At 32.7% G+C, this 25,623-nt stretch carries 28 protein-coding genes and 1 tRNA gene; 21 read left to right on the plus strand and 8 right to left on the minus strand.

Going from position 1 to position 25,623, the window contains the following annotated elements; genetic code table 11:
* The first annotated feature begins 28 nt into the window (after positions 1-28).
* Positions 29-622 (plus strand): hypothetical protein, encoded by a 594-nt coding sequence (locus JMI89_RS08370; protein ID WP_220679832.1) that lies wholly within the window; start codon positions 29-31, stop codon positions 620-622.
* Between the two features lie 106 nt (positions 623-728).
* Here the strand turns inward: JMI89_RS08370 and JMI89_RS08375 are convergent, their stop codons facing one another.
* Together JMI89_RS08375 and JMI89_RS08380 are read right to left on the minus strand one after the other, a co-directional pair.
* Positions 729-1,193 (minus strand): GyrI-like domain-containing protein, encoded by a 465-nt coding sequence (locus JMI89_RS08375; protein WP_220679833.1) that lies wholly within the window; start codon positions 1,191-1,193, stop codon positions 729-731.
* Positions 1,193-1,528 carry a hypothetical protein gene (locus tag JMI89_RS08380; RefSeq protein WP_187755212.1) on the minus strand — a complete coding sequence of 112 codons (336 nt, stop codon included), beginning with the start codon at positions 1,526-1,528 and terminating at the stop codon, positions 1,193-1,195. Before JMI89_RS08380 ends, JMI89_RS08375 begins: the two co-directional genes overlap by 1 nt.
* 1,608 nt (positions 1,529-3,136) lie before the next feature.
* On the opposite strand from JMI89_RS08380, the gene JMI89_RS08385 reads away from it, so the two are divergent.
* Positions 3,137-4,159, plus strand: coding sequence for a tyrosine-type recombinase/integrase (locus JMI89_RS08385; RefSeq protein ID WP_220679834.1), 1,023 nt, complete (start codon positions 3,137-3,139; stop codon positions 4,157-4,159).
* A gap of 226 nt (positions 4,160-4,385) precedes the next feature.
* Entirely contained in the window at positions 4,386-5,312 is a 927-nt protein-coding gene (locus tag JMI89_RS08390; protein WP_187755214.1) for a DNA replication terminus site-binding protein, read from the plus strand.
* Between the two features lie 176 nt (positions 5,313-5,488).
* Here JMI89_RS08390 and ispE read toward each other — a convergent pair whose 3' ends face one another.
* Positions 5,489-6,358 carry a 4-(cytidine 5'-diphospho)-2-C-methyl-D-erythritol kinase gene (ispE, locus tag JMI89_RS08395; protein ID WP_370633736.1) on the minus strand — a complete coding sequence of 290 codons (870 nt, stop codon included), beginning with the start codon at positions 6,356-6,358 and terminating at the stop codon, positions 5,489-5,491.
* Entirely contained in the window at positions 6,358-6,981 is a 624-nt protein-coding gene (gene lolB / locus JMI89_RS08400; RefSeq protein WP_187755215.1) for a lipoprotein insertase outer membrane protein LolB, read from the minus strand. The genes ispE and lolB overlap by 1 nt, the downstream gene beginning before the upstream one ends.
* 343 nt (positions 6,982-7,324) lie before the next feature.
* Between lolB and hemA the strand changes: the two genes are divergently transcribed.
* The 4 genes from hemA to kdsA all read left to right on the plus strand — a co-directional run bounded on the left by hemA (position 7,325) and on the right by kdsA (position 11,501).
* Positions 7,325-8,617 (plus strand): glutamyl-tRNA reductase, encoded by a 1,293-nt coding sequence (hemA, locus tag JMI89_RS08405; RefSeq protein WP_220679836.1) that lies wholly within the window; start codon positions 7,325-7,327, stop codon positions 8,615-8,617.
* Positions 8,618-8,700: 83 nt separating this feature from the next.
* Entirely contained in the window at positions 8,701-9,783 is a 1,083-nt protein-coding gene (prfA, locus tag JMI89_RS08410) for a peptide chain release factor 1 (protein ID WP_255562879.1), read from the plus strand.
* Positions 9,783-10,619, plus strand: coding sequence for a peptide chain release factor N(5)-glutamine methyltransferase (gene prmC, locus JMI89_RS08415; protein WP_187755218.1), 837 nt, complete (start codon positions 9,783-9,785; stop codon positions 10,617-10,619). The genes prfA and prmC overlap by 1 nt, the downstream gene beginning before the upstream one ends.
* Positions 10,620-10,646: 27 nt before the next feature.
* On the plus strand, positions 10,647-11,501 hold the full coding sequence (kdsA, locus tag JMI89_RS08420) for a 3-deoxy-8-phosphooctulonate synthase (protein WP_187755219.1): 855 nt from the start codon (positions 10,647-10,649) through the stop codon (positions 11,499-11,501).
* Between the two features lie 81 nt (positions 11,502-11,582).
* Here the strand turns inward: kdsA and rraB are convergent, their stop codons facing one another.
* Positions 11,583-11,975 carry a ribonuclease E inhibitor RraB gene (gene rraB / locus JMI89_RS08425; RefSeq protein WP_187755220.1) on the minus strand — a complete coding sequence of 131 codons (393 nt, stop codon included), beginning with the start codon at positions 11,973-11,975 and terminating at the stop codon, positions 11,583-11,585.
* A gap of 89 nt (positions 11,976-12,064) precedes the next feature.
* Between rraB and JMI89_RS08430 the strand changes: the two genes are divergently transcribed.
* The 8 genes from JMI89_RS08430 to JMI89_RS08465 all read left to right on the plus strand — a co-directional run bounded on the left by JMI89_RS08430 (position 12,065) and on the right by JMI89_RS08465 (position 17,490).
* Positions 12,065-12,922, plus strand: a complete 858-nt coding sequence (locus JMI89_RS08430) for a PHP domain-containing protein (RefSeq protein ID WP_220679837.1) — start codon at positions 12,065-12,067, stop codon at positions 12,920-12,922.
* A gap of 34 nt (positions 12,923-12,956) precedes the next feature.
* Positions 12,957-13,577 (plus strand): L-threonylcarbamoyladenylate synthase, encoded by a 621-nt coding sequence (locus tag JMI89_RS08435; protein ID WP_187755222.1) that lies wholly within the window; start codon positions 12,957-12,959, stop codon positions 13,575-13,577.
* Between the two features lie 32 nt (positions 13,578-13,609).
* Positions 13,610-14,308 carry a DUF3592 domain-containing protein gene (locus JMI89_RS08440; RefSeq protein WP_220679838.1) on the plus strand — a complete coding sequence of 233 codons (699 nt, stop codon included), beginning with the start codon at positions 13,610-13,612 and terminating at the stop codon, positions 14,306-14,308.
* Positions 14,309-14,348: 40 nt separating this feature from the next.
* A complete protein-coding gene (gene rluB / locus JMI89_RS08445; RefSeq protein ID WP_220679839.1) occupies positions 14,349-15,191 on the plus strand; it encodes a 23S rRNA pseudouridine(2605) synthase RluB in 843 nt (280 codons plus the stop codon).
* 159 nt (positions 15,192-15,350) lie between these two features.
* A tRNA-Arg gene (locus JMI89_RS08450) sits at positions 15,351-15,427 on the plus strand.
* Positions 15,428-15,592: 165 nt separating this feature from the next.
* Positions 15,593-15,742 carry an Arm DNA-binding domain-containing protein gene (locus JMI89_RS12095; protein ID WP_187755225.1) on the plus strand — a complete coding sequence of 50 codons (150 nt, stop codon included), beginning with the start codon at positions 15,593-15,595 and terminating at the stop codon, positions 15,740-15,742.
* Between the two features lie 650 nt (positions 15,743-16,392).
* Positions 16,393-16,641 carry a hypothetical protein gene (locus tag JMI89_RS08460; RefSeq protein WP_187755226.1) on the plus strand — a complete coding sequence of 83 codons (249 nt, stop codon included), beginning with the start codon at positions 16,393-16,395 and terminating at the stop codon, positions 16,639-16,641.
* A 219-nt stretch (positions 16,642-16,860) separates the two neighbouring features.
* Positions 16,861-17,490: a hypothetical protein gene (locus JMI89_RS08465; protein ID WP_187755227.1), complete on the plus strand. Its 630-nt coding sequence runs from the start codon at positions 16,861-16,863 to the stop codon at positions 17,488-17,490.
* Between the two features lie 544 nt (positions 17,491-18,034).
* Here JMI89_RS08465 and JMI89_RS08470 read toward each other — a convergent pair.
* Positions 18,035-18,238, minus strand: coding sequence for an NINE protein (locus JMI89_RS08470; RefSeq protein WP_220679840.1), 204 nt, complete (start codon positions 18,236-18,238; stop codon positions 18,035-18,037).
* Between the two features lie 492 nt (positions 18,239-18,730).
* Between JMI89_RS08470 and JMI89_RS08475 the strand changes: the two genes are divergently transcribed.
* Positions 18,731-19,513 (plus strand): DUF421 domain-containing protein, encoded by a 783-nt coding sequence (locus tag JMI89_RS08475; protein ID WP_220679841.1) that lies wholly within the window; start codon positions 18,731-18,733, stop codon positions 19,511-19,513.
* Between the two features lie 46 nt (positions 19,514-19,559).
* Here the strand turns inward: JMI89_RS08475 and JMI89_RS08480 are convergent, their stop codons facing one another.
* Positions 19,560-19,832, minus strand: a complete 273-nt coding sequence (locus tag JMI89_RS08480; RefSeq protein WP_187755230.1) for a DksA/TraR family C4-type zinc finger protein — start codon at positions 19,830-19,832, stop codon at positions 19,560-19,562.
* A 221-nt stretch (positions 19,833-20,053) separates the two neighbouring features.
* Here JMI89_RS08480 and msrA point away from each other — a divergent pair, with 221 nt between their 5' ends.
* The 5 genes from msrA to fabV all read left to right on the plus strand — a co-directional run bounded on the left by msrA (position 20,054) and on the right by fabV (position 24,473).
* On the plus strand, positions 20,054-20,587 hold the full coding sequence (msrA, locus tag JMI89_RS08485) for a peptide-methionine (S)-S-oxide reductase MsrA (RefSeq protein WP_187755231.1): 534 nt from the start codon (positions 20,054-20,056) through the stop codon (positions 20,585-20,587).
* 17 nt (positions 20,588-20,604) lie between these two features.
* Entirely contained in the window at positions 20,605-21,123 is a 519-nt protein-coding gene (locus tag JMI89_RS08490) for a cytochrome b (protein WP_187755232.1), read from the plus strand.
* Positions 21,124-21,201: 78 nt separating this feature from the next.
* Positions 21,202-21,648 (plus strand): peptide-methionine (R)-S-oxide reductase MsrB, encoded by a 447-nt coding sequence (msrB, locus tag JMI89_RS08495; RefSeq protein ID WP_187755233.1) that lies wholly within the window; start codon positions 21,202-21,204, stop codon positions 21,646-21,648.
* Between the two features lie 35 nt (positions 21,649-21,683).
* A complete protein-coding gene (gene phrB / locus JMI89_RS08500) occupies positions 21,684-23,114 on the plus strand; it encodes a deoxyribodipyrimidine photo-lyase (RefSeq protein ID WP_187755234.1) in 1,431 nt (476 codons plus the stop codon).
* Between the two features lie 153 nt (positions 23,115-23,267).
* Positions 23,268-24,473 (plus strand): enoyl-ACP reductase FabV, encoded by a 1,206-nt coding sequence (fabV, locus tag JMI89_RS08505; protein WP_187755235.1) that lies wholly within the window; start codon positions 23,268-23,270, stop codon positions 24,471-24,473.
* A gap of 110 nt (positions 24,474-24,583) precedes the next feature.
* Here the strand turns inward: fabV and yddG are convergent, their stop codons facing one another.
* The gene (gene yddG, locus JMI89_RS08510) at positions 24,584-25,495 is read right to left on the minus strand and encodes an aromatic amino acid DMT transporter YddG (protein ID WP_187755236.1); all 912 of its coding nucleotides are present in this window, start codon (positions 25,493-25,495) and stop codon (positions 24,584-24,586) included.
* Positions 25,496-25,623 lie beyond the last annotated feature (128 nt).

The raw sequence follows: 25,623 nt of genomic DNA on the forward strand, positions 1-25,623 counted from the left end.
TTTAAAATTTATTAAATGGGAATCAACGATGAAAAATTTTTTAATAGCCGTACCAGCCTTAATGCTATTATCCGCCTGTACACCAACACGAATGTCCGAGTTAAATAATATCAATGGATTACAATATGGCGTAGGGAGTTTTGGCGCAGAAATTATAGAAAGTTACACTGTAACTAGAAACCAAACTTCATCGAATAATATATTATCCATGTGTGTAAGAAACTCAATTGATAATCATGCAGTTGTACTCCAAGATAATGCTAATAGTTTTGTTGGAGCATCAGGAACTTATTATAATATTAATAAACAATATGTTGTTAATGGTGGAGCAAACATCCAACAACAATTACCAAATGGAATTGTAGCCCAAGGGGTGACTTATTATTCTTCAATGTTAATTGGCTATGCTGTTAAGTATCAATTAACAGTTCGTCAAAATAATGATAATATCAGCTATACATTCAATAATATCCAACAAGCGCAACAAAATACAGGTAGTATGAATAATTATGGTTTTAGCCAAATTTTTACTGATAAATGGAGTGCATCTGGGGCTACATCTGTTGTGAAAAAATTGGATGAAGAAGTGGATAAAATTGATAGCTGTTTAGCGAGTTATTAATTGCATTTATTGCAACTAATGATGATTAAATGCAGTTAATTATTCGGTATAGCAACTTATTTTTTTACAAAGGAATTAATAAGTTGCCATAAAAAGGTCCAGCATTTTATTTCAATGGTAAATAAACCTCTGTAATCATATCTTCCTCACGTATATCAGGTCCAACATTCACATAGTGAAAGATTGGCGGAAAGTCACCTAATTGTTCTCCACTATATGGTAGCCATTGTTTGATTAAGTAAATAATGGCCTGATTATTATAGGGTGATCCAATATCTACAGCTTTAGCACAACGTAATTCTGGAATAGTTTTATTTGTTACTCCATAGCGATTAACCCCGATAGGCTTATCGATCGAAATAGCAAAATCAACTCGCTGTAAATGTGGCGGAGTAGTATTCGGATCGGTGTAATGAATACCATAATTACGGTTTATTTGTGGATCAAATAAATTTTGTTCTCTACGCCAAGCAATAAATTGATTTATTGTTTGATATTCTAATTCCGTTGGACCAATATGTTCAATAACTGCAACTTCCGTTAAAGGAAAAGTGACAATCTCCACATTCATCAGTTACACTGTCCCGCAGCTTTGGTTAAGGCATTGCATTGTGCTGTTTTGGGTAAAGAACCATTTTTACCCATTGGTGAACATAGAACATCACTGGAAGTTACTAAGGCTGTGGTATAATAACATTGATACACTTTCTTTTTAAAGGTAGCATTAAATTTTACTGAGTCCATTTCTTTAGTTTTATTGGAAATGGTAATTTTATCTGGAGTGGTACCAAGAGCAAATGCTGTTTTTTGTTTAATACTTTCATCAGAACGAATCGAACCGTCTATCATGCCACATCCTGAAAGAGACAATGTTATGAAGATCAATGGTAGCATTATTTTTCGCATTTTATTTCCTTTAATTTAAAATATAATATTAATAATTATGCTTTAGTATGAATTTAAAAACTAAAAACATTATATACTTATTATTTATACTTATCTATTGATATATATAGTTCATATATTAAAACAAAATATTTTTGAAACTTGACTAAATACTATTTACTATTTACTATTTTCAATGAATATTAACCTAATATAGATATTAAAGGATATTGTCCATGTAGTTAAACTATTTTAAAAAATTAAATATATTCTAAGACAACATTCAATATGAGATTGTTACACTAAAAAAGCGCCGCTGCAATTAAACAAAGCTAAACAAGAAAGAAGGGGACTTCATTATTATTTTATTGATAGCCTGGAGAAAAATGTTAGACTCGGAAAGCAAGCTAAAATAAAAAATTGCTATAAAGTTAATAATTATGAAATAACATTTAACAAAACTTTTTTTTATATCGGCGTATTTATATTTTGATTGATTTATAGCAATTAGAAAAAGCATTTATTATCAGATTATCTAAAAAATAATTTTTGTTAATTTCACACAATAAGCATTGATATAGTTTGCGCAGATTATGTCAATGCTTAAAAATAACAAGAAATCGTTTCTATAATCAACGGCAATTAAGCTCCCTCACAAAATACCTTGCTCGATGAAATAGCGGGAAAAGTCTTTAATGATAATAATCGTGCTTATGATACAAGACTCTTACAGTTTGGGCATAATCTTATCTCGACGACGAACAGGTCGGATAATGGCAAAAATCACTGGGTCTTAAAATATACCAATAAAAATACCGTGTTCTTGATGAAAAAAGTAATGACTCGATTTATTCTAGAATAGAATTTGGTGACAGAATTAACCGTCACCTTTAACTGGTAAATACACAAAATCTAGGATAAGGTCGTAATTAAAATTCTAACAAGGAATGTCTATAATGCCACATCCTGAAAGTAACATTGTTATAAAGATCAATGATAGTATTATTTTTCGCATTTTATTTCCTTTAATTTAAATAATTATGCTTTAGTTTGAATTCTCATAATGAACAACAATTATAAACTTATTAGTTGTACTTAGGTAGTGATATAAAGTTTATATCATTAAACCAGATATTGTTAATACTTAGCTAAATACTATTTTCAATAAACTTTAACCAAATATATATCAAAGGATATTATCCATTTAATTGAACTATTTTTTATATCAGTTTATTTAAATCTAGATAGGTTCATAAATTGTGATTAAATTTTTAGATCATTTAAGAGTTTACACACAAATTTAATTTCTTTTTTTAAATCAGATAACATAATTTTCACCTTAATTCTCTAAACCTAACCGTGGTTTATTGTTAAGCAATTTTCAATAACATCTTGAGATTAGTTAATCTAAACATGCCATCAATGTGAAAAATAAAACAATCTAATCTCTTATTAATTAATGATCTATGTTCTAAATTAATTATGTTGTATAATATCCATTATACAACATTAACAATGAGTATTTTAAATATATTCATTTTGACCCTTATATTTGATCAGATAATTTCTTAAATTTTAGATGATCTTTAGGGAGTTATTAACTATATAAATGTGATAATAGGTTAGGGCATGGTGAAAGAGAGTTTAACAATATCAGAATCAAATAATTTTTCTTTAGTCAATGAAACGATAAAGAAAAACCTTCAAGATTTTTTTTCTGATATAGATGCTTACTCCTCAAATACGCAAAAACAATTTAAGAGCACCATCAATTCTTGGGCAAATTGGTGTAACCAAAATAATCGGACTTTTTTACCTATCTCACCTGATGATTTACGTGATTATCTATTTTATTTAAAAACAGATCGACAACTAAAACACAACAGTATTAATTCTCATAATGCATTTTTGGCGATGCTTCAGAATCAATCTGGTTTAACTCCTATTAATACTTCATCAAAAGTAAAACGAATAAAAAAGAAATTATTACGTATGGCAATTGATGAGGGTGAAGATCTAACACAGGCAATCCCTTTTAGATTTGAAGATTTAAAACAGATATATGATATGAAAAAAAATAGCTTAAATTTAAAAGATATAAGAGATTTAGCTATATTATCCACCGCTTACTACACTTTATTGAGAAGTTCTGAAATAACCAGAATAAAAGTGAAAGATTTTAAGTTACAACGTAACGGAAAATCAACTTTACATATTTCACATACAAAAACTGTTTTGACTATCGAAGGGCTTTATAAACATCTAGGTAAGTTACCTACCAAACTGATTCAAAACTGGTTGGATTTATCCGGCGTTGATTTACATGATAATGCCTATTTATTTTGTGCTATTAAAAAATCGAATGAAATACAAAGACCGGATTGTCAACTTACTACAGAAACCATTAGAAGAGTTTTTAATTCTGCTTATCGATTGCTTAATGTTGTTAAAAAAGATCAAACTGGTCGTTATCAAGCTTGGTCGGCCCATAGCGCACGTGTAGGTGCTGCAATTGACATGGCAGAAAAAAACGTTGGTTTAACACAAATTATGCACGAAGGGACTTGGAAAAAACCAGAAATGGTTATCCGTTACATTAGAAAACTTGAGACCAAAGATGGACCAATGCAGGAATTTGATATGGATGATTAATAATAACCGAATCAAATTATAAAAAACTCCATCTCCCATTACAATAATGTTATAGCGGAATTTTTTTCTAGGAAAATTAACAATTTTATTAAGTGATATTAATATTTTTTGGATTTAGATGATAAAGATTAATTAATTATAAAATTCCTATTTTTTTTACTACTGTAACTATATAATCAACTTTTTGAAAGTTAGTTTAAGTCATTTAAATTTATAATGAATAATTATGTCTAATAGTAGCAAATTCAAATTAAATGTGACATATCTTGAAGATAATATTAACGCTTTTTGCAAAGAATTGTGGAATATGGGCGAGCTATTTGCCTATGTAACTGAAGTGGAAACAATGCATAAATCGCATGAAGAACATGCGCCGGATAAAATTTCGGTTTATCCACTAAATAATGGGTTACTTAACTCACAAAATTTATTAAAAAAAATTTACGGCAACTTTTATGTAGATGGCCAAACATTAGCTTCAACGAAAATAACTAAAAAATTCCCAGGTGTGATTGTTTTACCCTACAAAGCAAAACAACATATTTACATGAAAATAATGCAAATTAATAAAATAAAGCAAGAGTGTGCCGAATCATTTCGTAAATTAGCAAATAACCATGAAGATAGATTTAAAATTGCTCATGAAATTTTTCCTATGCTGATTAGTTTTCAAGTTTTTAGAGAACTACAATGTATCGAACAAAACGATGAAATTAATCGCATCAAATTTTATTGGCGTGAAACGATGGTAACTAAAAAATTTAATCGACAACAGTTATTAGAATATTTATACAACAAAAAAACATTCATTGCCGACAAAAATAAAATTTTTAATAAGAACCTTGCAGTTTGGTGCGAAGTTGATTCTTTTATTGAGGCAGTATCACAACTGCCCAAAGAGAGTCAATTTAGGATCAAAAGACATTCCACTATTCCCACACCGGCAGCCAATATTTCCATGCAATGCAACGATAAATCGATAATATTGAATAAACGTTCATCGATTCCCATTATTGTGTTTAGTCATCCCCAAAAAATTGTTTTATTAAACGATTATCGGCTGGATTTAAACCGGACAGCTAATCGATGCAACAAAAGCAAATATACCGATTTTATACCTAGCATAAACTTAGAGTTAGCTATAAATGATTAATTTTTTTCAAGCTATGTTAAAAATATTACCAGGATGGTTGATATTAAACCGTATCATTATTTAGCCAATTTAGTACCACTGTAAAACTGGATGGGAATGATAATTTCTATCATCATCGTGCACACAATTGTTTAGTATTCACTATTATCCATACTGAGATAATATTATAAATTGATTTAAATCGCTCTATAAAGTAGCGAACGATTACAGCCTTTAGCAATAAAACTCGTATATAAATCGGTAAAAAGGCCTTGATCGTTTAAACGATTTTGTAATTGTTGTGCTTGTTGGAACGAATCGCATTCACTAAAAACACATGCTCCGGTACCCGTCAAGCGAGTAGGGGCATAAGAGGATAACCAAGTAATTAAGGCATCGATTATAGGATACAATTTTCTTACTATCGGCTCACAATCATTTTTAAAAGGAGCGTTTAGTAGTTGATTAATATTTCTAGTGACACTGTCACGTTTTAAATCAGGATGTGAAAAAATAGATACTGTCGCAATGTTAATATTTGGTTTTACGATAAGATACCACTTCTCAGGTACTATAATTGATTGCAATTCATCACCAACACCTTGCGCAAAAGCACTATGACCATAGATAAAAATGGCCACATCCGACCCAAGTTTTTTTCCAAGTTCCATAAGCTGTTGACAAGACAAATTTAAATTCCAAATATAATTTAAAGCGACTAAAGTTGTAGCCGCATTAGATGAACCACCACCTAAACCTCCTCCCATTGGCAATCTTTTTATAATTTCAATATCAACGCCATAATACCTCGGTAAATTAATACGATGAGTTTGAGCAAATTCAAGTAATAACTTAGCTGCTTTAATAATCAAATTTTCATCATGTATAACCTTTTCAAATGGCGTAACTAAATGGATTTTATTATCAGTGCGATTTAAAAAAGTTAACTCATCGTAAAAATCGACAAATTGAAATAATGTTTGTAAATTATGGTATTTATCCTCACGTTGACCGGTAATATAGAGAAAAAGATTCAATTTTGCCGGTGATATCCATTTTTTCATTATTAAAGAATTTTCCAATTATTAATTGATAGACGTAACTCAGAACGACCACTATTTAAAAAGATAGTCGATGGTAAATCAATGGTATTGCTATGAAATTTAACATCGGTATATTTACGATATGTTACAGTCCAAATTTTATCAGTTTGTTTAAATTGCGTTTGACTTAATTTTCCTGAATCATCAATTTTATCATCGTTATTATTCGCATATCCGATCAACCAATCGGTCATGTTACGTAAGGGGATATTCATCCCAGTCAAATCTTCAACTAAACTTTCAACATTTTTATTACGATATTTTTCCCCATTTTTATCTGTTAATACCGCTTCAAAAGGATTAACGCTAAGCGAAAAGATTGAGGTTCCAATAGGTGAGGTTAACTTCAATTGATATTCATTTTTTGCTAATTGTTTAATATAAAAGCGCCCATAGTAACGTGATTTTGTATCAAAATATGCCAAGCTTCCTGAAGCTTGAAATGCGGTAAGTTGTTTTAATTCTTGTTGATGTTGCGGCCAATCTAATATTGGATTTGAAGATATGTTACTCTGATTTAGACTACACGCATTTATTAATAATGCTATCAAAATAATACATAATCGATAAATTGATTTTTTTACCATAGATACTCTTCATTTCAATAAGCTGATAAAACAATAATTGTTATTATAGCTAATACTTCACATTAATGGAAATACGTTTACTTTAAATGCAATTCATTAACCTTTACTAAAAAATAATGTATAATCATGGTAATTTTAATATATCTACTGTCAGATTGTATGATCTAACAAACTGTTAATGGTTGATACATTTTGTTGATCATCACGTATAGTATTCTATTTAATAATAATTAAGCTATAACGATAAGAGGGATATCCTATTATTTTAAATCCAACTTAAGTCATCACAATAAAAATAGAATAATTATCGCAATGAGTGTTTTAGAACAGATTTAAATACGCAATGTCTATAGCAATTTTAGGTATTAATCATAAAACAGCGCCCGTTACAATAAGAGAAAAAATAACTTTTTCTCCCGATGTTATTGATAAAGCGTTGTATAGCTTAAAACAGCATCCATTAATTGAAGGATGTGTAATTTTAGCTACCTGTAACCGTACTGAAATTTATATAAGCTACCAACAACAATCAGATTGGGTTCGTGTAAAATATTCAGTTGAACAATGGTTAAGTCAATATCATCGGCTTGATCTGACTTTATATGCCAATAGTCTTTATTGCTATACTGATAAGCAAGCAATTGAGCATCTTATCAAAGTTGCCAGTGGTATTGATTCTATGATCATTGGCGAATCACAAATTTTAGGGCAGGTAAAGCAAGCTTATGCTAATGCTGATCAATTTCACTGTTTATCGGGTGAATTAACTAAGTTATTTCAACGCACCTTTCATATAGCCAAACGTATTCGTACCGAAACCCGTATCGGTTCGAGTTCGGCTTCTGTTGCATTTTCGGCTTGTCAAATTGCCAAGCAATTATTTACTAATCCGGCTAAGCTAAATGTTATGTTAGTTGGCGCTGGGGAAACTATAGAATTAATCGCCCGATATCTTAAACCTCATGGCTTTAAAAAAATTATTGTTGCTAATCGTACCCGAGAAAAAGCATTGAAACTTGCTAATTTATTGGATGCTGAAATTATCGCTTTATCAGATATTCCATTCAGATTAAAAGAAGCAGATATTGTGATAAGTTCAACCGCCAGCCCTTTGCCTATTATCGGTAAAGGGATGGTTGAAAGTTCAATGGCTTTACGTAAACAGTTTCAGCATAACAGCCATGATAATGCTATGTTATTTATTGATTTAGCTGTTCCTCGTGATGTTGAAGGAGAAATTAGTTGTTTGCCTAATGTACATCTTTACACGATTGATGATCTCCAACAAATTGTCCAAACAAATTTGGAACAACGTATGATGGCAGCTAAAGAAGCTGAACAGATCATTTATGAAGAAACAGAAATCTTTATGCAATGGTTACGCTCAAGAAATGCTGTTGCCTTAATTAAACAATATCGTTCTCAGGCCGAAATCATTAAATCCGAATTGACAATTAAAGCTATTAATGCAATTAAAGAGGGGCGGGATATTGATGAAATTATGGCTAAATTTTCCCATCAATTAACTAATCGTTTAATACATGCACCTACCCAATCATTGCTTCAGGCAGCCAGCCAAAATTGTCACAATTGTTTAGAAGTATTAAGTCACGGACTAGGGCTTAAAGAACATTAGCAATGTTTAACTTGCCTTTCTTTTACAATTATATACACTCATGCAGAATAAAATTTTAACCGTTAATTAGGTATTATGTTTATATGAAACCGTCAATCATTGCAAAACTTGAAACACTACAAGAACGTTTTGAAGAAGTACAAGCACTTTTATCTGATCCCAGTGTAATAGCTGATCAAGAACGTTTTCGTGCTTTATCAAAAGAATATGCTCAGTTAACCGACGTTGTTAATTGCTTTACTCAATGGAAACAAGCTCAAGAAGATATTGAAACGGCTCAAATGATGTTATCAGATCCAGAAATGGGCGAAATGGCTCAGGATGAGTTGGCTCAAGCTAAAGAAAAAGTTGATCATTTAGAAACTCAATTGCAATTACTACTGTTACCAAAAGATCCCAACGATGAATATAACTGTTTTCTTGAAATTCGTGCCGGCACCGGAGGAGATGAAGCAGCTATTTTTGCGGGTGATCTAGCTAGAATGTACACACGATATGCGGAGACAAAACGTTGGCGTGTCGAAATACTCAGTTCAAGTGATGGTGAACATGGTGGATACAAAGAAGTGATTATGCTTGTTAGTGGTGACAATGTATACGGTAATTTAAAATTCGAATCAGGTGGTCATCGCGTACAACGTGTACCTGAAACAGAGTCACAAGGCCGTATTCATACTTCAGCCTGTACGGTGGCTATTTTACCGGAAGTGCCTGAAGCAGATTTACCTGAAATTAATCCTGCTGACTTGCGAATTGATACTTACCGTTCATCGGGTGCTGGTGGTCAGCATGTTAACACTACTGATTCTGCTATTCGTATAACACATATACCAACGGGTATTGTCGTTGAATGTCAGGATGAACGTTCTCAACATAAAAACAAAGCCAAAGCAATGTCCGTGCTTGCAGCAAGAATTCAAGATGCAGAAAGGCAAAGGCGTCAACAAGAAGAGGCGTCTACGCGTCGTAATCTTTTGGGATCAGGAGATCGTTCAGATCGTATTCGCACCTATAATTATCCCCAAGGCCGAGTCACTGATCATCGTATCAATTTAACAATTTATCGCTTAGATGAAGTTATGCAAGGTAAATTAGAAATGCTAATTGATCCTATCGTTCAAGAATATCAGGCAGATCAATTAGCGGCACTTTCGGAACAAGAATAATGACCTATTTAGAATGGCTTAAACAGGCATCTTCAACACTTAAAGAGAGTGAAAGTCCAAAGCGTGATGCAGAAATTCTTTTGGGTTTTGTTACCAACAAATCTCGAACTTTTTTGATGGCCTTTAGTGAAACAGAATTAACACAATCACAATTAGACTCACTAAATACTTGTTTAAAACGTCGGCAAACCGGTGAACCTATTGCCTACATAACAGGAGTCAAAGAATTCTGGTCATTAAAATTTCAAGTATCACCGTCAACATTAATCCCTAGACCTGATACTGAAAAATTAGTAGAAATTGCTTTAGAATATCTCCCTAAAGTACCCTGTGAAGTGTTGGATTTAGGTACTGGAACTGGGGCGATTACTATTGCTATGGCTACAGAACGACAAGATTGCCTATTTACTGCGATAGAGAAAAATGAACAAGCATTAATACTAGCACAAGGTAATGCTAAATATAACGGCGTGAACAATGCTTATTTTTTACAAGGTAATTGGTATAAACCGATTAAAGGTCGGAAATTTTCGATGATTGTGAGTAATCCGCCATATATTGATTCAACCGATATACATCTCTCACAGGGTGATGTAAGATTTGAACCAAGAAGTGCTTTGGTGGCTGACGATGAAGGGTTAGCCGATATTAAAGTAATTGTTGCGGGAGCAACTAAACATCTTAATCAATATGGTTGGCTCTTGATTGAACATGGTTGGAAACAAGGTGAAGCAGTTAGAACAATTTTCAAACAAAATGGTTTTCAATTAGTGGAAACCCATATCGATTATAGTGGTAATGATAGAGTAACAGTTGGTCGCTGGTTTAAACCATAATAATGAATTAAATATATAGGAACAAATATGAAACAAAAGATTGTTAAAATTGATAATATCCCAGTTGCAAATGATTTACCATTTGTTCTTTTTGGTGGTATGAATGTGCTTGAATCGCGTGACTTAGCCATGAAAATTTGCGAACATTATGTGACAGTTACCCAAAAATTAAACATTCCATATGTTTTTAAGGCATCTTTTGACAAAGCCAATCGATCCTCTATTCATTCTTATCGAGGACCTGGTTTTGATGAGGGAATGAAAATTTTTCAAGAGTTAAAACAACAGTTTGGGGTAAAAATTATTACTGATGTTCACACGGAACAACAATGCCAACCAGTGGCTGATGTCGTTGATGTTATTCAATTACCAGCATTTTTGGCTCGTCAAACTGATTTAGTTGTGGCCATGGCGAAAACGGGCGCTGTAATAAATGTAAAAAAACCACAATTTGTTAGCCCTGGTCAAATGGGTAATATTGTTGAAAAATTTGAAGAAGCTGGTAATGATCAAATTATACTTTGTGATCGTGGTAGCTGTTTTGGTTATGATAATTTAGTAGTCGATATGCTTGGCTTCAACATCATGAAAAAAGTCAGCAAAGGTTCGCCTGTTATTTTCGATGTCACTCATGCTTTACAGTGCCGAGATCCAATGGGCGCTGCATCAGGTGGACGTCGTGGTCAGGTAACAGAATTAGCGCGTGCAGGTATGGCTGTTGGTATTGCTGGATTATTTCTTGAATCACACCCAGATCCGGCTAACGCTAAATGTGACGGACCTTCAGCATTACCACTTGCTAAATTAGAACCTTTTTTAAAACAGATGAAAGCAATTGATGAGTTAATTAAAAATTTTGCAGAGCTTGATACAGAAAATTAATTAACAGTCGCTGAATAAAATTACAAAAAAGCGGAAATTAACATTATCCGCTTTTATTATATTGTTCTAATAGATCATTAATTAATGAAAAGTACTTTCGTCTTCTATCATGTCATCCTCATCTTCACCATCTTCGAAATAGGTTCCCCAACCATCATAGGTCACATTATATTGACAAATTAAATTAATGATCTGTTCTATTTGGCTATTGATTAGGCTGGCATCAAGCGGAATCTCTGAGATTATATCGCAACATATTATCGGTTGATTATCCTCATCTTCCATTTCTTCTGGATCTGTTACTTCATAACCCAATTTAAAGGCTTCTACTGCTACTTTTTCTAATGTGTCAAAATCAATTGATGAAATATGATGTTCAATTAAATACAATGCATCTGGATCGCTGCCGTCAGAAAGTAGTTCTTCAATAATTGAATCTGTCTCTTTTTGTGCTAAAGCAATTTCTGTTTTCATAATTTACCTGTTTAGTAATAAATACTTTGTGTGGTATATTACACGTTTCTAATGTAAAGAATAACCTTTTTATCGATAAAGTAGGATTAATGACCTTAATTAACGCGATTGGAGCGTTACAATATGATCTTCATTGTCATTCTAAGGCATCTGATGGCATATTAACCCCATCTCAAGTTGTCCAAAGAGCGGTTAATAATCAAGTCGATGTTTTGGCGATTACTGATCATGACACCATCAACGGCTTAAATGAAGCGCACCAATATATTCAAGCGAATTGTTTACCAATTAAATTAATTAATGGAGTAGAGATATCAACATTATGGAAAAATACTGAAATACATATTGTTGGATTAAATATTGATATTAATAATCCACAACTAAATTCATTATTGGCGTCTCAAGCGCAATGTCGAATCGACCGAGCGTTACAAATTAGTCATAAGCTTAAAAAAGTCAGCATAGATCATGCTTATGAAAATGCGTTAATATATGCACAAGGTGATATTGTTTCCCGTGCTCATTTTGCCCGTTTCTTAGTGGATAAAGGTTACGTTAAGGATATAAAACGCGCATTTAAAAAATATCTAGGAAAGTCAGGTTATGCTTATGTATCCCCGAAATGGACGACGATAGAAGAGGCGATTAAAATTATTCATCAAGCAAATGGTCAAGCTGTTTTAGCTCATCCATCAAGGTATGATTTTACGGTTACTAAAATGCAAACATTAATCAATTACTTCAAAGAAAATGGCGGTGATGGTATGGAAGTTTCACAAAGTCGGCAAACATTAGAGGATCTTAAACTATTAGCACATTTTGCAAATAAGTTTGGTTTATTTGCTTCTCAAGGCTCTGATTTTCACGATCTTAATAATTATTTAGATCTTGGAAAAACACAGCCATTACCATCTAATGTCAAACCAATATGGCATAATTGGTCTTAATAACATTGTAATTTTATAATGAGTAATATTCTCTATGGCACAAATGTTTTATATTCATCCAGATAATCCCCAAAAACGGTTACTTGAACAAGTTGTTTATATATTAAATAATCATGGGGTTATTGCATTTCCAACTGACTCTGGTTATTCATTAGGTTGTACATTAGATAATAAAAATGGTGTTGATAGAATATGTAAGATCAGGGAGTTGGAAAAAAACCATCATTTCACCTTAATGTGTCGTGATTTATCAGAATTATCCTCATATGCTTATGTTGATAATTCAACTTTTCGATTACTTAAAAATAATACACCCGGTCAGTATGTTTTTATTCTAGCAGCTAATAAAGAAGTACCTAGACGATTAATGAATGAAAAACGTAAAACCATTGGTTTACGTATTCCTGATAATAAAATTGATCTAGCGTTATTAGGATTATTAAATCAACCATTAATGACGACAAGTTTAATTTTACCCCATGACGATTTTGCTCAATCCGACCCCGAAGAGATTGACAATAATATAGGACATCAACTTGAAGCAATTATTCATGGTGGTTATATAGGCCAACAACCAACAACCATTATTGATTTAACACATGATTATCCAGAAATTATCCGAGCAGGCAGTGGTGATGTAACTCCATTTATCTAAGAATAATAAAAAATTAAGTGAGAAAAATAATAATGATTAAAAGGGTAATGTTAAGTTTATTAATAATAAGTAGTCTACTATTAATTATCACAGTTTTTTTATTTATTAAACAACTTGCTTTTATTAATCATTCTGATCAGGCACAGGGTATTGTTATTAATTTTCGGATCAGTTATTTGGAGGATGGTAGAGGAAATAAAAATCGCTATTATCATCCAATCGTAAAATACATTAATAAAGACGGTCTAGCGGCTTATTTTCTTTCAGATATAGGGCATAGAACACCCCAATATGAATTAGGCGAACCGGTTGATGTGCTTTATACGATAAATCATGCTGAAATTAATAGTTTTAAATCCCATTGGTCATTAGTGATTTTACTAGGCATATTGGGCATTATTCCTTTCTTGATTACTATAGGATTTTTTTGTTATATTTACTTGAGAAATAAGCAAAAAAATTGGCTAATTGATAACGGAAAATATCTTGAAACTTCGATATTATCCATCGAAACAACTTCATTTTTAAATTTTGTCGGTCATTCTTATGTCATTTATAGTGAATGGGTAGATGAAATGCAGCCAGATGTTGTCCATATATTTAGAAGTGAAAATATAAAATTTAATCCAGAATTTTATATTAAGGATAATAAAACCATTAATGTCTATGTTGATATCCAAAAGCCACGACGTTATTACATGGATATTCAATTTTTACCAAAAGTTTATTAAGCAACGAACATGATACCTGTGAAGGTAGCAAGAGGAGATTATGAAAAGTATCAAAGACAAAACAGAAAAGTTACAAAAAGTTATAGCAAATTTGGGACACGGTTCACGTCGGGAAGTCGAAGGTTTAATTCAAGCAGGAAAAATTAGTGTCAATGGACAATTAGCCAAATTAGGTGATCGTATTGATGTCCAAACACAACCTAAAATCCGAATAAATGGACACCTAATTTCAACCAGAATGAAAGAACAAGATATTTGTCGAGTCCTTATTTATTATAAACCAGAAGGTGAGATCTGTTCCCGTCATGATCCTGAAGGGCGAGCAACAGTTTTTACAAATTTGCCAAGATTAAAAAATGCCCGTTGGATTAATATTGGTCGCTTAGATATTAATACCTCTGGATTATTATTATTTACTACTGATGGTGAATTGGCTAACCGCCTTATGCATCCTCGTAATGAGATTGAACGTGAATATGCAGTTCGTGTGTTTGGACAAGTAAATGATGAGCAAATCAATCAACTTAGAAAAGGTGTACAGTTAGAGGATGGTCCTGCCGCATTTAAATCTATTCAATCTCAAGGGGGAGAAAATGCCAATCAATGGTTCAATGTGGTGATAACCGAAGGACGTAATCGGGAAGTTCGCCGTATGTGGGATGCTGTTGGAGTAAAAGTGAGTCGTCTTATGCGGATCCGTTATGGCAATATTATTTTACCTAAAAGATTACCACGTGGTGGATGGACAGAACTTAATATTAATGATGTTAACTATTTACGTGAAAAGGTTGGATTAGCAGCTGAAGAAAAAAGCTTTTTAACACCAGAACAACGTAAAAACAAATATAAACGTATTAAAGCAAAACGACCAATCAAAAGTTAGAGTTGAATTAATCTAAATTTGGCTATTAAAATTTACTAATAGCCTTGTTAACATTTAGATTGATGATATTTTAATACAATAGCAAGGAAAACGTTAAAATTTATTGACTGAATAAATATGCCTTATATAATACCTAACGCAAGAGTCAATCCAAACTAAGTCTCCTTAGCTCAGCTGGATAGAGCAACGGCCTTCTAAGCCGTAGGTCACAGGTTCGAATCCTGTAGGGGACGCCATTCCATCAACGACTCAATACGACTCAATACGATTAAAGCCTTATTTAACCTGATGTTTTAATGTTTTCAATGCGACCGAATACGATTCTATACGATTGACAACGACAATCTATTAACGGTATATTTACGGTATATTTTAATACCGCAACAAAAAATACCGTAATAATGCTAACTATAAAAGCCATCGATTCAGCAAAACCCAAAGATAAGCCCTATAAGTTACCAGATTTTGAAAGCTTATATTTGTATATTACGCCATCAGGGACTAAGTCATGGCGATACGATTATCAGTTCAACGGTAAAAGACGCCATTAAAACATAAAATAATCAATTAGTTATGCCGGCAAAGTTTAAGCTTTGGTTATTTTTATTACTATTTTGTGACCAAATTGTGACTGCATTAGGAAGTTGACTTAAATAATCAGCATTCAAATGAGCGTATCCTTTCACTATTTCAAGTGTGTCCCAGCCCTAACTTTTTAGGAATAAATAGAGGTGTTCTGCTTTGAACATGCCAGTTCACCAATATGTGCAGTAAATCATGAAAATGAAAATCTGAATCAAATTTAACATGACGGTAACAGCAAGCGATTTAGCTAATACGGCTGGCGCAGTGGAAAATATTTTAGGGGATCAACTTAGGGACACAAATGCTCAATAGATGCTGTGAGGTAAGAGAATGATTAGTAATTTATTTAATCTCGGGGAACTAGTTAATATCTGTCTTGCCGGTTTAATAGCGGTTGTTTGCACTTGTAGAGCTGTAGAGCTCTTCGTCAAGTTCGCCAACTAATTTTTTAAAAGATGGTAGTTTCGTTAGTGATCATAATATTATCAACCCTGTTTGCATTACGTTTAATGGGGTTATGTCTGATATGTATATTAAGCTTGATTCAACTGTTTCTTAGATCGTTGAATCAACACAGGCGATAGGGAGTGTTACCAGTTAATTTTCTAGCAACTAGATGGTGTATCAACTGCAAAAAATAAATGAGATTGCTAACAAGATAAATGATAAATTGAATAAAATTGATAGTGCTGTAAACTCTGCCTATAATGTTGTTGATTTATTTGGCAACCAAAGTGGCGGAATAGCTGAGCAATTCGTTATAGCGATGGATACATTAGTTAATTGCAGGCAATTAGCAACAATAGAAACTCGATTTAAATCATATAACAATATTATGATCTCTTTTTTACCACTTTTTGATTAACGGCAAAGGAAGTCCGCGTTGTTCAGACTGTATTATGCACTGATTTAACTAAGTACATGAAAAATCCATCAAGTTCAACCCCGACAGCTAGCAATGTTGACAAAGGTGTTCAGTCAAGTGGAAACGTGAGAGATTTATATAAACAATCAACACTTAGCGGTGTTTTTGAATGGATTATAAAATAATTAACGAAATTGAATATAATAAAAGGGGTGAAAAGTGAAAAAACTGATATTAATAGCAGTGGCATTTGTATTATTTGGTTGTAAAGTGGATTTGTCAACAGATGTAAATTATAGCGATGTTGTTAGTGATGAGCCTAAAACAATTGATGCTAATTTAATAGTAGAAGTTATGAGTTGTAGTGATTATCAAGATTCACGTAAAGAATCTGAAACATTGATAGAAGCTAAGAAAATGGTGCTATCAATATTTGACGAAGCTAAATATATTGAGTGTTATCGTGAAAAAATGAATTCAAAAGCACTATTTAAGATTTCAATAACAGTAGGAGGAAAAGATAAAACTGGAGATATTCAAATATCTGCTCCAGATAAAACAACTGTTTTAGTTCAAGTATCTGATCAGTTTGTAAACATGGTTAACTTATCTAAAAGTAAATCGATTATTAATATTAAGCCTAATTTATCATTTAGCATTAAGAATGATATAAATAAAGAAATAGACTTTTCAATCTATGGGGCATTTATTAATGGTGATGGTTATTCTTATGCATTAGCATCTATCCCACCAGAGTCAGCACCAAATATAAAACTTTCAAATGCAAGTATTGATCATTTATTCAAAGCTAAATTTGCAATAGTTGGCGCTTTTAAACCTAGAGATTAATGCGAATTACATTTATAACACAACCCGCTTTGGCGGGTTTTTTATTACTTAAAATAAGGTAAAACAGTGTTAAAAATACAAGACATATTAAATGATCCAATTTAAATACGTTTAATCTTATTTCAAGAAACAAAAATCAATCTCCAATTAAATTTTTTGAATTATCTGGCATATGGATCATGAATGTAAATTATAAAAAAATCAATAAACGGCATTAAATTATCACTTGGCACACTACAAATTAGTCTGCAATTTAACATTTGATTTTGCTGTTGCTGGTGACGATGGATTAGCCCCATATCACATTGATGATTTTTTAAATGCTCGTTATCACCACTACATTATTAAGCTTAATGATATGGAGAGAATAGGAGGCGAACCTGTGGAGGTTTAAATGAAATTCTATCGTGGATTAGTGAAACTTACCTCATTAAAATTTAATGAGGTATGGTGTTAAATAGCATTTTAATATGAATTATATCAAAACACACCCTATAAGGCAGGTATTCCCCTATAATAACTCGATGTGACTAAAATTATTTTACTAGTTATATTTACTTTTATAAATTGCATTGGCATAGTCAACCATACGGCTAGTTAAAAAAACATCCAGTAACCATCCGATTCCAAATAGACCACAGGTAAGAAACCAAATTATCCCAGTAATCCATTTACCACAATACATACGATGAACACCTAGAACCCCTAAAAAAAACCATAATATATATGCTAAACTTTTATCTTTCATCTTTATTCTCAATTTTACAAATTAACGATTTTTATAAAAACAACAATAATCATTTAAAAAAAATTTTAACAGTTATAAACACAAACTAATAAATAAGAAAAATAAAGTAGTAATGTATAAACTAATTTGTGGATCACAATACCCATTTTCAATTTTACAAAAATACTCTTTTTCCAAACCTATTAAAAAGAAATCTGAAACTTATCACTTTTAAAGTGGGGGTATATTACGATAGTTTACATGGATTATCAATATTCAAGTATATGTGTTTATTTATTTCAATCAAATTGCATTCTACATTATGCTCAACTTTTAGAAACAAATTCAGTGAACTTGGTTTAAAATTATTTCTTACTACTATTATAAAATTTGTTCTCAAACCAGCTAAAATTTCAAACTCAATCTCGCTGGTAATTTACCTGTATTATATTGATTTTTAATGATATTCTAATAATACAATGACTTAACTTGTTAATTATTTGGAGATTGGTTATGTATTTAGTTGAAATGGCACCGAAATTTTTATTAGCATTAGTAATTTTACTTATTTATGTAAAATTATCAGGGAAAAGCCAGATAGCTCCCATGTCTCAATTGGATCAAGTAGGGAGTATGGTCATCGGTGCATTAGTTGGGGGAGCATTATTGAGTCCATCGGTCTCTGCTGTCGATGCAGCTTGTTTAGTTATAATTTGGGGGGGATTATTAGTTTTAATACGTTACATAAAATCTAAAAATTCTAAACTTCGTGATGCAATAGATGGTAAACCGATTCAATTAGTGAAAAGTGGCCATTTAATTTCTGCTAACTTTCTTAAAGCCAATTTACCGGTAAGAGATTTCGAAACACTCGTTAACGTTCAAGGGATTTGTTCTTTTAATCAACTAAAAGAGGTCTGGTATGAACTAAACGGTTCTTTAACCATCATAAAAAAAGGCGATAAAGATATAGCCGTTTTATTGATTGAAGAAAGTGCAATTAGTCAGGGAAATCTTGAACAGTTACATAAAAATGAAGCGTGGCTAACTGCACAAATCAAAGAACAGGGTTATAATGATATTAGTGAAATTTTTTGTGCCGAATGGTTTGATAATAAATTATTTATTTATCCAAATGATGGTGTTGTAGTACAAGCTCCAAAACAAGAGAAACAAGAGAAACAAGAGAAACAAGAGAATCTTACTGAAAAATCTACTGACAAACCAGTAAAAAAAACGACTACCAAAAAAACGGTTAAACCAAAAACGACTAAAAAAGCACAGCCAACCGAATAACATTAAGCAATAGGTGGATAAATTTTATCCACCTTTATTTTATTGTTTAGCGCAATTGGCTATCCTTACATCCTCGACGATTATAAAGTTGTAAAGATTTTTCCTGCAATTTATCAAATTGATTTTGACAATCAATACAGTATTGCACTCCTTTAATGGCACGTCTCCTTGCTTGAGGAATGGGTTCTTGACATTCCAAGCAGAATTTTGCACTAAGTTTAGCTTGATTTAAGTGTCGTCTGGCATTTTCAATTGCATCAGAAATAGTACTTTCGATTTGTTGATTAACGGCATCTTCAGATGCCCAGCCTACCGCCATAATAAAAACCTCCTTAGCATATTAATTATAGCTAATATTGGGTTTAATTCGATAAATATCAATAAGTTACACTTATTTTATTAATAACCTTCTCTTGTAGTTATCATAAATAATGATATGATAAAATTAGTTAACTAATTAAATTAGTTTGTTTTTTGTGTTTATTTTCTTGAAAAAAAGTTATTTTAGATAATACCATACATCAAAACGAGGAGTGTGTGATGAAACAGTTTGAATTAGCGACTTTTGCTGGCGGATGCTTTTGGTGTATGGTAAAACCTTTTGATCAATATGAAGGCGTCGAAAAAGTGGTATCGGGTTATACAGGTGGAACTCTAGAAAATCCTACATATCAGGAAGTTTGTCATGGCGGAACAGGGCATACCGAAGCAGTACAAATCACTTTTGATCCACAAAAAATCACCTACAAACAGTTATTAGATATTTTTTGGCAACAAATCGATCCAACTGATAGCAACGGTCAATTTGCTGATCGTGGTGATTCTTATCGACCTGTTATTTTTTATCACAATGAATATCAATTACAACAGGCACAAGACTCCAAAGCAGCCTTACAAGCAAGTCATCGATTTGCTCACCCGATTAAAGTCGCCATTGAACCGGCAAAAAAATTCTATCCAGCTGAAGATTACCATCAAGATTTTTATCGTAAACAACCAAATCATTATCAACGTTATCATAAAATGTCTGGTCGAGCTGATTTTATCATTAAACATTGGCATGATAACAAATAACAGAAAGAGAGATCATAATGCAAAATTTTCCACACTATACTACTCAACAAAAATGGAACCATTGGCTTACAGCATTATTAATATTTGCTGTTATCATATTACCCATGTTTAAGATTAGTTTAAGCCATTGGTTAGGAGGAATGACTAATGTTTATATGCTACATAAATCATTAGGCACATTAGTATTATTTTTTACTTTTTGGCGCATATTCTTCATTATAAAACAAGGTGTACCCAATACTTTACCTAAAACAAAAAAATTACAACGTGCTCTCGCTAAATCTGTACAAGGGTGTATTTATTTATTATTAATATTGTTGCCACTGTCGGGTTATTTAATGAGTAGTAGATCACTTAATTTTTTCAATTTTATCAACATACCAGCCATGCCGTTACCGAATTATGGCTACGTTTTTTTTCATTCCGTCCATATTTATGGATCTTATCTATTAATGGTCCTGATTTTGATGCATATTCTTGCTGCGATTTATCATCATTGGTGGATTAAAGATAATGTAGTTAGGTCTATGGTATAAACGTTTAAAAAATTTTTTATATTAGCGAAAACATTGCTAATAATTTTTATGAGTAAGCAATATCAAAAGGGGTGTAGTATGAATAATGTAAGTAAAAAACAGGCCATTTTAGCCTTAAATGCGATGCAACGTTATGTGACGCAACAAAATGGTACTGAACCCCCATTTGACAATGAATTCTATCATCACAAAGCTGAAGGAATTTATGTTGATATTGTTTCTGGCGAACCGTTATTTTCTTCATTAGATAAGTTTGACTCAAGGTGTGGTTGGCCAAGTTTCACTAAACCGATTGAACCTAATAATGTTATTGAAAAACAAGATAATAGTTATGGTATGCAGCGAACCGAGGTGCGTTCGGCTAATGCCGATTCCCATCTAGGTCACGTTTTCCCTGATGGGCCAAAAACATTGGGAGGATTACGTTACTGCATTAATTCTGCAGCATTGCGTTTTATTCCAAAAATGGATTTAGAAAAAGAAGGTTATGGGCAATATTTAAAACTTTTTGAAAAAACAAAATAGATTTACTTCAGCAATCCAAAATTCAGGAACATAAAATGGCAGTCCATTTAATTTGGTTTCGCAATGATCTGCGCATTCAAGATAACTTAGCACTCTATCATGCTTGTAAAGATGATAGTGCTCAGGTAATAGCGATATATATTGCTACGCCAAAACAATGGCGACAGCATAATATGTCGCCTCGACAATGTCATTTTATTTATCAACATTTACAACAACTGCATATTTCACTTAATAAATTGAATATTTCTCTAATATATCAAGAAGTTGATTATTTCAAAGATGCAATATCAACTATTGAACTGTATTGCCAAAAGTATCAAGTAACTGATATTTTCTTTAATCAACAATATGAATGGAATGAACAACAACGTGATCATAAAGTGATTCAGTTGTTGCATAGAAAAAATATACAATGCCATTTTTTCGACGATGCTGTACTAATTTCACCAAATCATATTGTTACCGCTAATGGAAGTATGTATCGCGTTTTTACGCCATTCCAAAGGCGTTATCATCAATATTTTCTCCAAAATGCGCTAAAGATAGTCGATCAACCAAATCTACGCCATCAACAGCAATTACCATTACAACAATCTGAGTTAATCAGGCCGTTTAATTATCCATTGGAAGCGAATCATTTTTTCCCTGTTGGTGAAACACAAGCATTACAACTCTTAGATAAGTTTTGTCGTGAGGATGTTGAGGATTATTTAAATTTACGTGATTTGCCAGCCATTAATGGTACCAGTCAGTTATCCGCTTATCTAACTATTGGTATATTGTCACCAAGGCAATGTCTTGCCAAACTGCAATCAGAGCATCCTCGATTTTTGGATTTTAGTCGATCTGGTGCTTATGGATGGTTTTGTCAATTAGTCTGGCGAGAATTCTATTATCATTTATTAGCGCGTTATCCTAAATTATCAAAAAATTTACCTTTTATAGATTGGACTAAGTATATCGTCTGGCGCAATAACCAATCTGATTTTATTGCATGGCAAAATGGTCTAACTGGCTATCCTATCGTTGATGCTGCTATGCGTCAATTGAAACAAACGGGATGGATGCATAATCGACTACGTTTAATTACAGCTAGTTTTTTAGTGAAAGATTTATTGATTGATTGGCGATGGGGAGAAACTTATTTTATGTCGCAATTAATTGATGGTAATTTGGCTGCCAATAATGGTGGGTGGCAGTGGTCTGCATCAACTGGTACTGATGCAGCTCCTTATTTCCGGATTTTTAATCCTACAACTCAAGGGCAACGATTTGATCCTAAGGGTAAATTTATTCGTCAATATCTTCCTGAATTAGCTCAAGTTCCTGATAAATATATACATCAACCACATGTATGGGCTAAACAACAACAAATAAAGTTAGATTATCCAACACCGATCATAACGCATTCTCAAGCCAGGTTAAACACGTTAAATGCATATAATGATGCAAAATCACGTTGACAATGTATAAGCTCATTCGCACTTATTGGCACAATAGCCAAAGTGGTGATAAAATTAGTTGCCTTTTTAACATAACAAATTAAAATGCATGAATTTATTTTGTTTATAAATATTCTGTAAACAAAAATGTTATAAAATTGATGAGACAAAAATATGATAATTAAACCTAAAATTCGTGGCTTTATCTGTACTACCACTCATCCTGTTGGTTGTGAAGCAAATGTTAATGAACAAATTGCTTACGTTAAGTCAAAAGGAAAAATTTCCAATGGACCGAAAAAAGTATTGGTTATTGGTGCTTCAACCGGTTATGGTTTAGCTTCACGTATCACCGCCGCTTTTGGTTCAGATGCAGCAACCATCGGCGTTTTCTTCGAAAAACCAGGTACTGATACTAAACCAGGAACAGCAGGTTGGTATAATTCTGCTGCTTTTGATAAAGCGGCTAAAGCAGCTGGTTTGTACGCGAAAAGCGTGAATGGCGATGCCTTTTCAAATGAATGCCGACAAACTGTGATTGATCTAATTAAGCAAGATTTAGGTCAAATCGATTTAGTTGTTTATTCATTAGCATCGCCAGTTCGTAAAATGCCAGATTCTGGTGAAGTTGTTCGTTCAGCATTAAAACCTATCGGTCAATCTTACAAATCTGTCGCCCTTGATACCAACAAAGATGTATTAATTGAAGCAACGGTAGAACCGGCTAGCGAACAAGAAATTGCCGATACCGTTAAAGTAATGGGGGGACAAGACTGGGAGCTTTGGATGAACGCATTATCTGAAGCAGGTGTATTAGCGGATAACGCACAAGCGGTCGCTTATTCTTATATTGGTACAGAGTTGACATGGCCAATTTATTGGCATGGTACACTGGGTAAAGCTAAAGAAGATTTAGATCGGGCAGCACAGGCAATTGATAAACAATTAGCCACCAAACAAGGGCATGCTTATGTGGCTGTATTAAAATCTGTGGTAACACAAGCTTCTTCTGCAATTCCAGTTATGCCATTATACATTGCTATGTCATTTAAAGTAATGAAAGAGCAAGGAATTCACGAAGGCTGTATCGAACAAATACAACGTATGTTTGCCACTAAGCTTTACGTGAATGGTCAACCACAAACCGATGAAAAACATCGTTTACGCTTAGATGATTGGGAACTACGCCCAGAAGTCCAAAATACATGTAAAGAAATTTGGTCAAAAGTAACTGATGATACCATCTATCAAGTCACTGACTATCAAGGCTATAAAGATGAATTTTTACGTTTATTTGGTTTTGGTATTAAAGGTGTCGATTATGATGCGGACGTAAATCCTAACGTGCAATTTGATGTCATCGATCTCACAGCCCATTAATATATTTATAAAGCATTAATTTATTCCCCCTATAATAAGGGGGAATATCAGATAATAATCAATAAATTACGAGTTGCTAACAACCTTATATATTAAATTTAACAACACTATTAATTGATTTTTTTTACCGACTGCTGTTTTTGTCGAGTAGCTAACCAACATAGTAATGCACCACAGCAAACAAATCCAACCCCTTGCCAAAAAGAAAAAGTGAGTGAAACATTTAGTAAAACCGATGATAAACTCGCAGAAATAATCGGAATAAAATAAGATGCACCGGCTAAAACCGTGACGTTGCCGTAAAATACGCCATAATTCCATGCTGCATAACCAACACCAATTGCGAATGCTGCTAGAATAATGCAAAAAATCATAAAACCATTTTTAAACGAAAGGGGCGGTTCTGATGAGAAACCATATTGAATCCACATAACCATTGACGTTATCATCAGGAAAAGTGTCACACCATTTTTTCCTGCTGCGAGTTTTACCGTGATAATACAATAACTGGCCCAAATTAATGATCCAATAAATGCTAAGCTATAACTCAATGGATTATTTTTAATATTTTCAAACATCATTGCTAAATCAAGACCTTGTTCACCACCTAAAACCCAGCCAATACCAATTATAGGTAATATACTACCAGGTAAGATTAACCAATTGGCTTTTTGGTTATTGAAAAATATGGCAAATAAAATAGTAAAAGTTGGCCATAAATAATTTAACATACTCACTTCTACAGCTTGCCGACCTGTACTGGCTAAACCAATCGATAATGAAAAGCACAATTCATAACTGACGAATAATAGGCCACCCCAAATTAAATAACGCCAAGGATAAGCGCGAAGCGGTTTTAACCCAAAGGTTAATATTAAGATCAAACTTGCGACGGTATAGATCACTGCAACACCAGCATGGGCGCCTAAATTTTCACACACAATACGGATAGTGCCGACTAAAGAACTCCATAAAAAGATGGCAGAAAAACCAATGAGTGTTGCGCGATTTTTGTTTGTCATATAGAAAATAACAACCAGATAATAAGGAATACTAAATATAAAAGATATTATACCGGAACAACGGCCAGAATTTCTACGTAAATAAAAGAGTTATTTCTGTGTAAACGATTATTAAGTTGATTTACTCG

The sequence above is a fragment of the Frischella sp. Ac48 genome (assembly GCF_019641635.1).
GTDB classification, from domain to species: domain Bacteria; phylum Pseudomonadota; class Gammaproteobacteria; order Enterobacterales; family Orbaceae; genus Frischella; species Frischella japonica.

What these genes read in the sequence shown, in the direction of transcription:
- JMI89_RS08440 (WP_220679838.1), top strand. Translation starts at nt 13,610, where the DNA reads ATGATTAAAAGGGTAATGTTAAGTTTATTAATAATAAGTAGTCTACTA.
- JMI89_RS12095 (WP_187755225.1), top strand. Translation starts at nt 15,593, where the DNA reads ATGCTAACTATAAAAGCCATCGATTCAGCAAAACCCAAAGATAAGCCC.
- JMI89_RS08430 (WP_220679837.1), top strand. Translation starts at nt 12,065, where the DNA reads ATGACCTTAATTAACGCGATTGGAGCGTTACAATATGATCTTCATTGT.
- JMI89_RS08480 (WP_187755230.1), bottom strand. Translation starts at nt 19,832, where the DNA reads ATGGCGGTAGGCTGGGCATCTGAAGATGCCGTTAATCAACAAATCGAA.
- JMI89_RS08460 (WP_187755226.1), top strand. Translation starts at nt 16,393, where the DNA reads ATGGTGTATCAACTGCAAAAAATAAATGAGATTGCTAACAAGATAAAT.
- JMI89_RS08380 (WP_187755212.1), bottom strand. Translation starts at nt 1,528, where the DNA reads ATGCGAAAAATAATGCTACCATTGATCTTCATAACATTGTCTCTTTCA.
- prfA (WP_255562879.1), top strand. Translation starts at nt 8,701, where the DNA reads ATGAAACCGTCAATCATTGCAAAACTTGAAACACTACAAGAACGTTTT.
- rluB (WP_220679839.1), top strand. Translation starts at nt 14,349, where the DNA reads ATGAAAAGTATCAAAGACAAAACAGAAAAGTTACAAAAAGTTATAGCA.
- JMI89_RS08435 (WP_187755222.1), top strand. Translation starts at nt 12,957, where the DNA reads ATGGCACAAATGTTTTATATTCATCCAGATAATCCCCAAAAACGGTTA.
- JMI89_RS08490 (WP_187755232.1), top strand. Translation starts at nt 20,605, where the DNA reads ATGCAAAATTTTCCACACTATACTACTCAACAAAAATGGAACCATTGG.
- rraB (WP_187755220.1), bottom strand. Translation starts at nt 11,975, where the DNA reads ATGAAAACAGAAATTGCTTTAGCACAAAAAGAGACAGATTCAATTATT.
- fabV (WP_187755235.1), top strand. Translation starts at nt 23,268, where the DNA reads ATGATAATTAAACCTAAAATTCGTGGCTTTATCTGTACTACCACTCAT.
- lolB (WP_187755215.1), bottom strand. Translation starts at nt 6,981, where the DNA reads ATGGTAAAAAAATCAATTTATCGATTATGTATTATTTTGATAGCATTA.
- JMI89_RS08470 (WP_220679840.1), bottom strand. Translation starts at nt 18,238, where the DNA reads ATGAAAGATAAAAGTTTAGCATATATATTATGGTTTTTTTTAGGGGTT.
- JMI89_RS08370 (WP_220679832.1), top strand. Translation starts at nt 29, where the DNA reads ATGAAAAATTTTTTAATAGCCGTACCAGCCTTAATGCTATTATCCGCC.
- kdsA (WP_187755219.1), top strand. Translation starts at nt 10,647, where the DNA reads ATGAAACAAAAGATTGTTAAAATTGATAATATCCCAGTTGCAAATGAT.
- prmC (WP_187755218.1), top strand. Translation starts at nt 9,783, where the DNA reads ATGACCTATTTAGAATGGCTTAAACAGGCATCTTCAACACTTAAAGAG.
- msrB (WP_187755233.1), top strand. Translation starts at nt 21,202, where the DNA reads ATGAATAATGTAAGTAAAAAACAGGCCATTTTAGCCTTAAATGCGATG.
- JMI89_RS08385 (WP_220679834.1), top strand. Translation starts at nt 3,137, where the DNA reads ATGGTGAAAGAGAGTTTAACAATATCAGAATCAAATAATTTTTCTTTA.
- JMI89_RS08475 (WP_220679841.1), top strand. Translation starts at nt 18,731, where the DNA reads ATGTATTTAGTTGAAATGGCACCGAAATTTTTATTAGCATTAGTAATT.
- msrA (WP_187755231.1), top strand. Translation starts at nt 20,054, where the DNA reads ATGAAACAGTTTGAATTAGCGACTTTTGCTGGCGGATGCTTTTGGTGT.
- JMI89_RS08375 (WP_220679833.1), bottom strand. Translation starts at nt 1,193, where the DNA reads ATGAATGTGGAGATTGTCACTTTTCCTTTAACGGAAGTTGCAGTTATT.
- hemA (WP_220679836.1), top strand. Translation starts at nt 7,325, where the DNA reads ATGTCTATAGCAATTTTAGGTATTAATCATAAAACAGCGCCCGTTACA.
- yddG (WP_187755236.1), bottom strand. Translation starts at nt 25,495, where the DNA reads ATGACAAACAAAAATCGCGCAACACTCATTGGTTTTTCTGCCATCTTT.
- phrB (WP_187755234.1), top strand. Translation starts at nt 21,684, where the DNA reads ATGGCAGTCCATTTAATTTGGTTTCGCAATGATCTGCGCATTCAAGAT.
- JMI89_RS08390 (WP_187755214.1), top strand. Translation starts at nt 4,386, where the DNA reads ATGTCTAATAGTAGCAAATTCAAATTAAATGTGACATATCTTGAAGAT.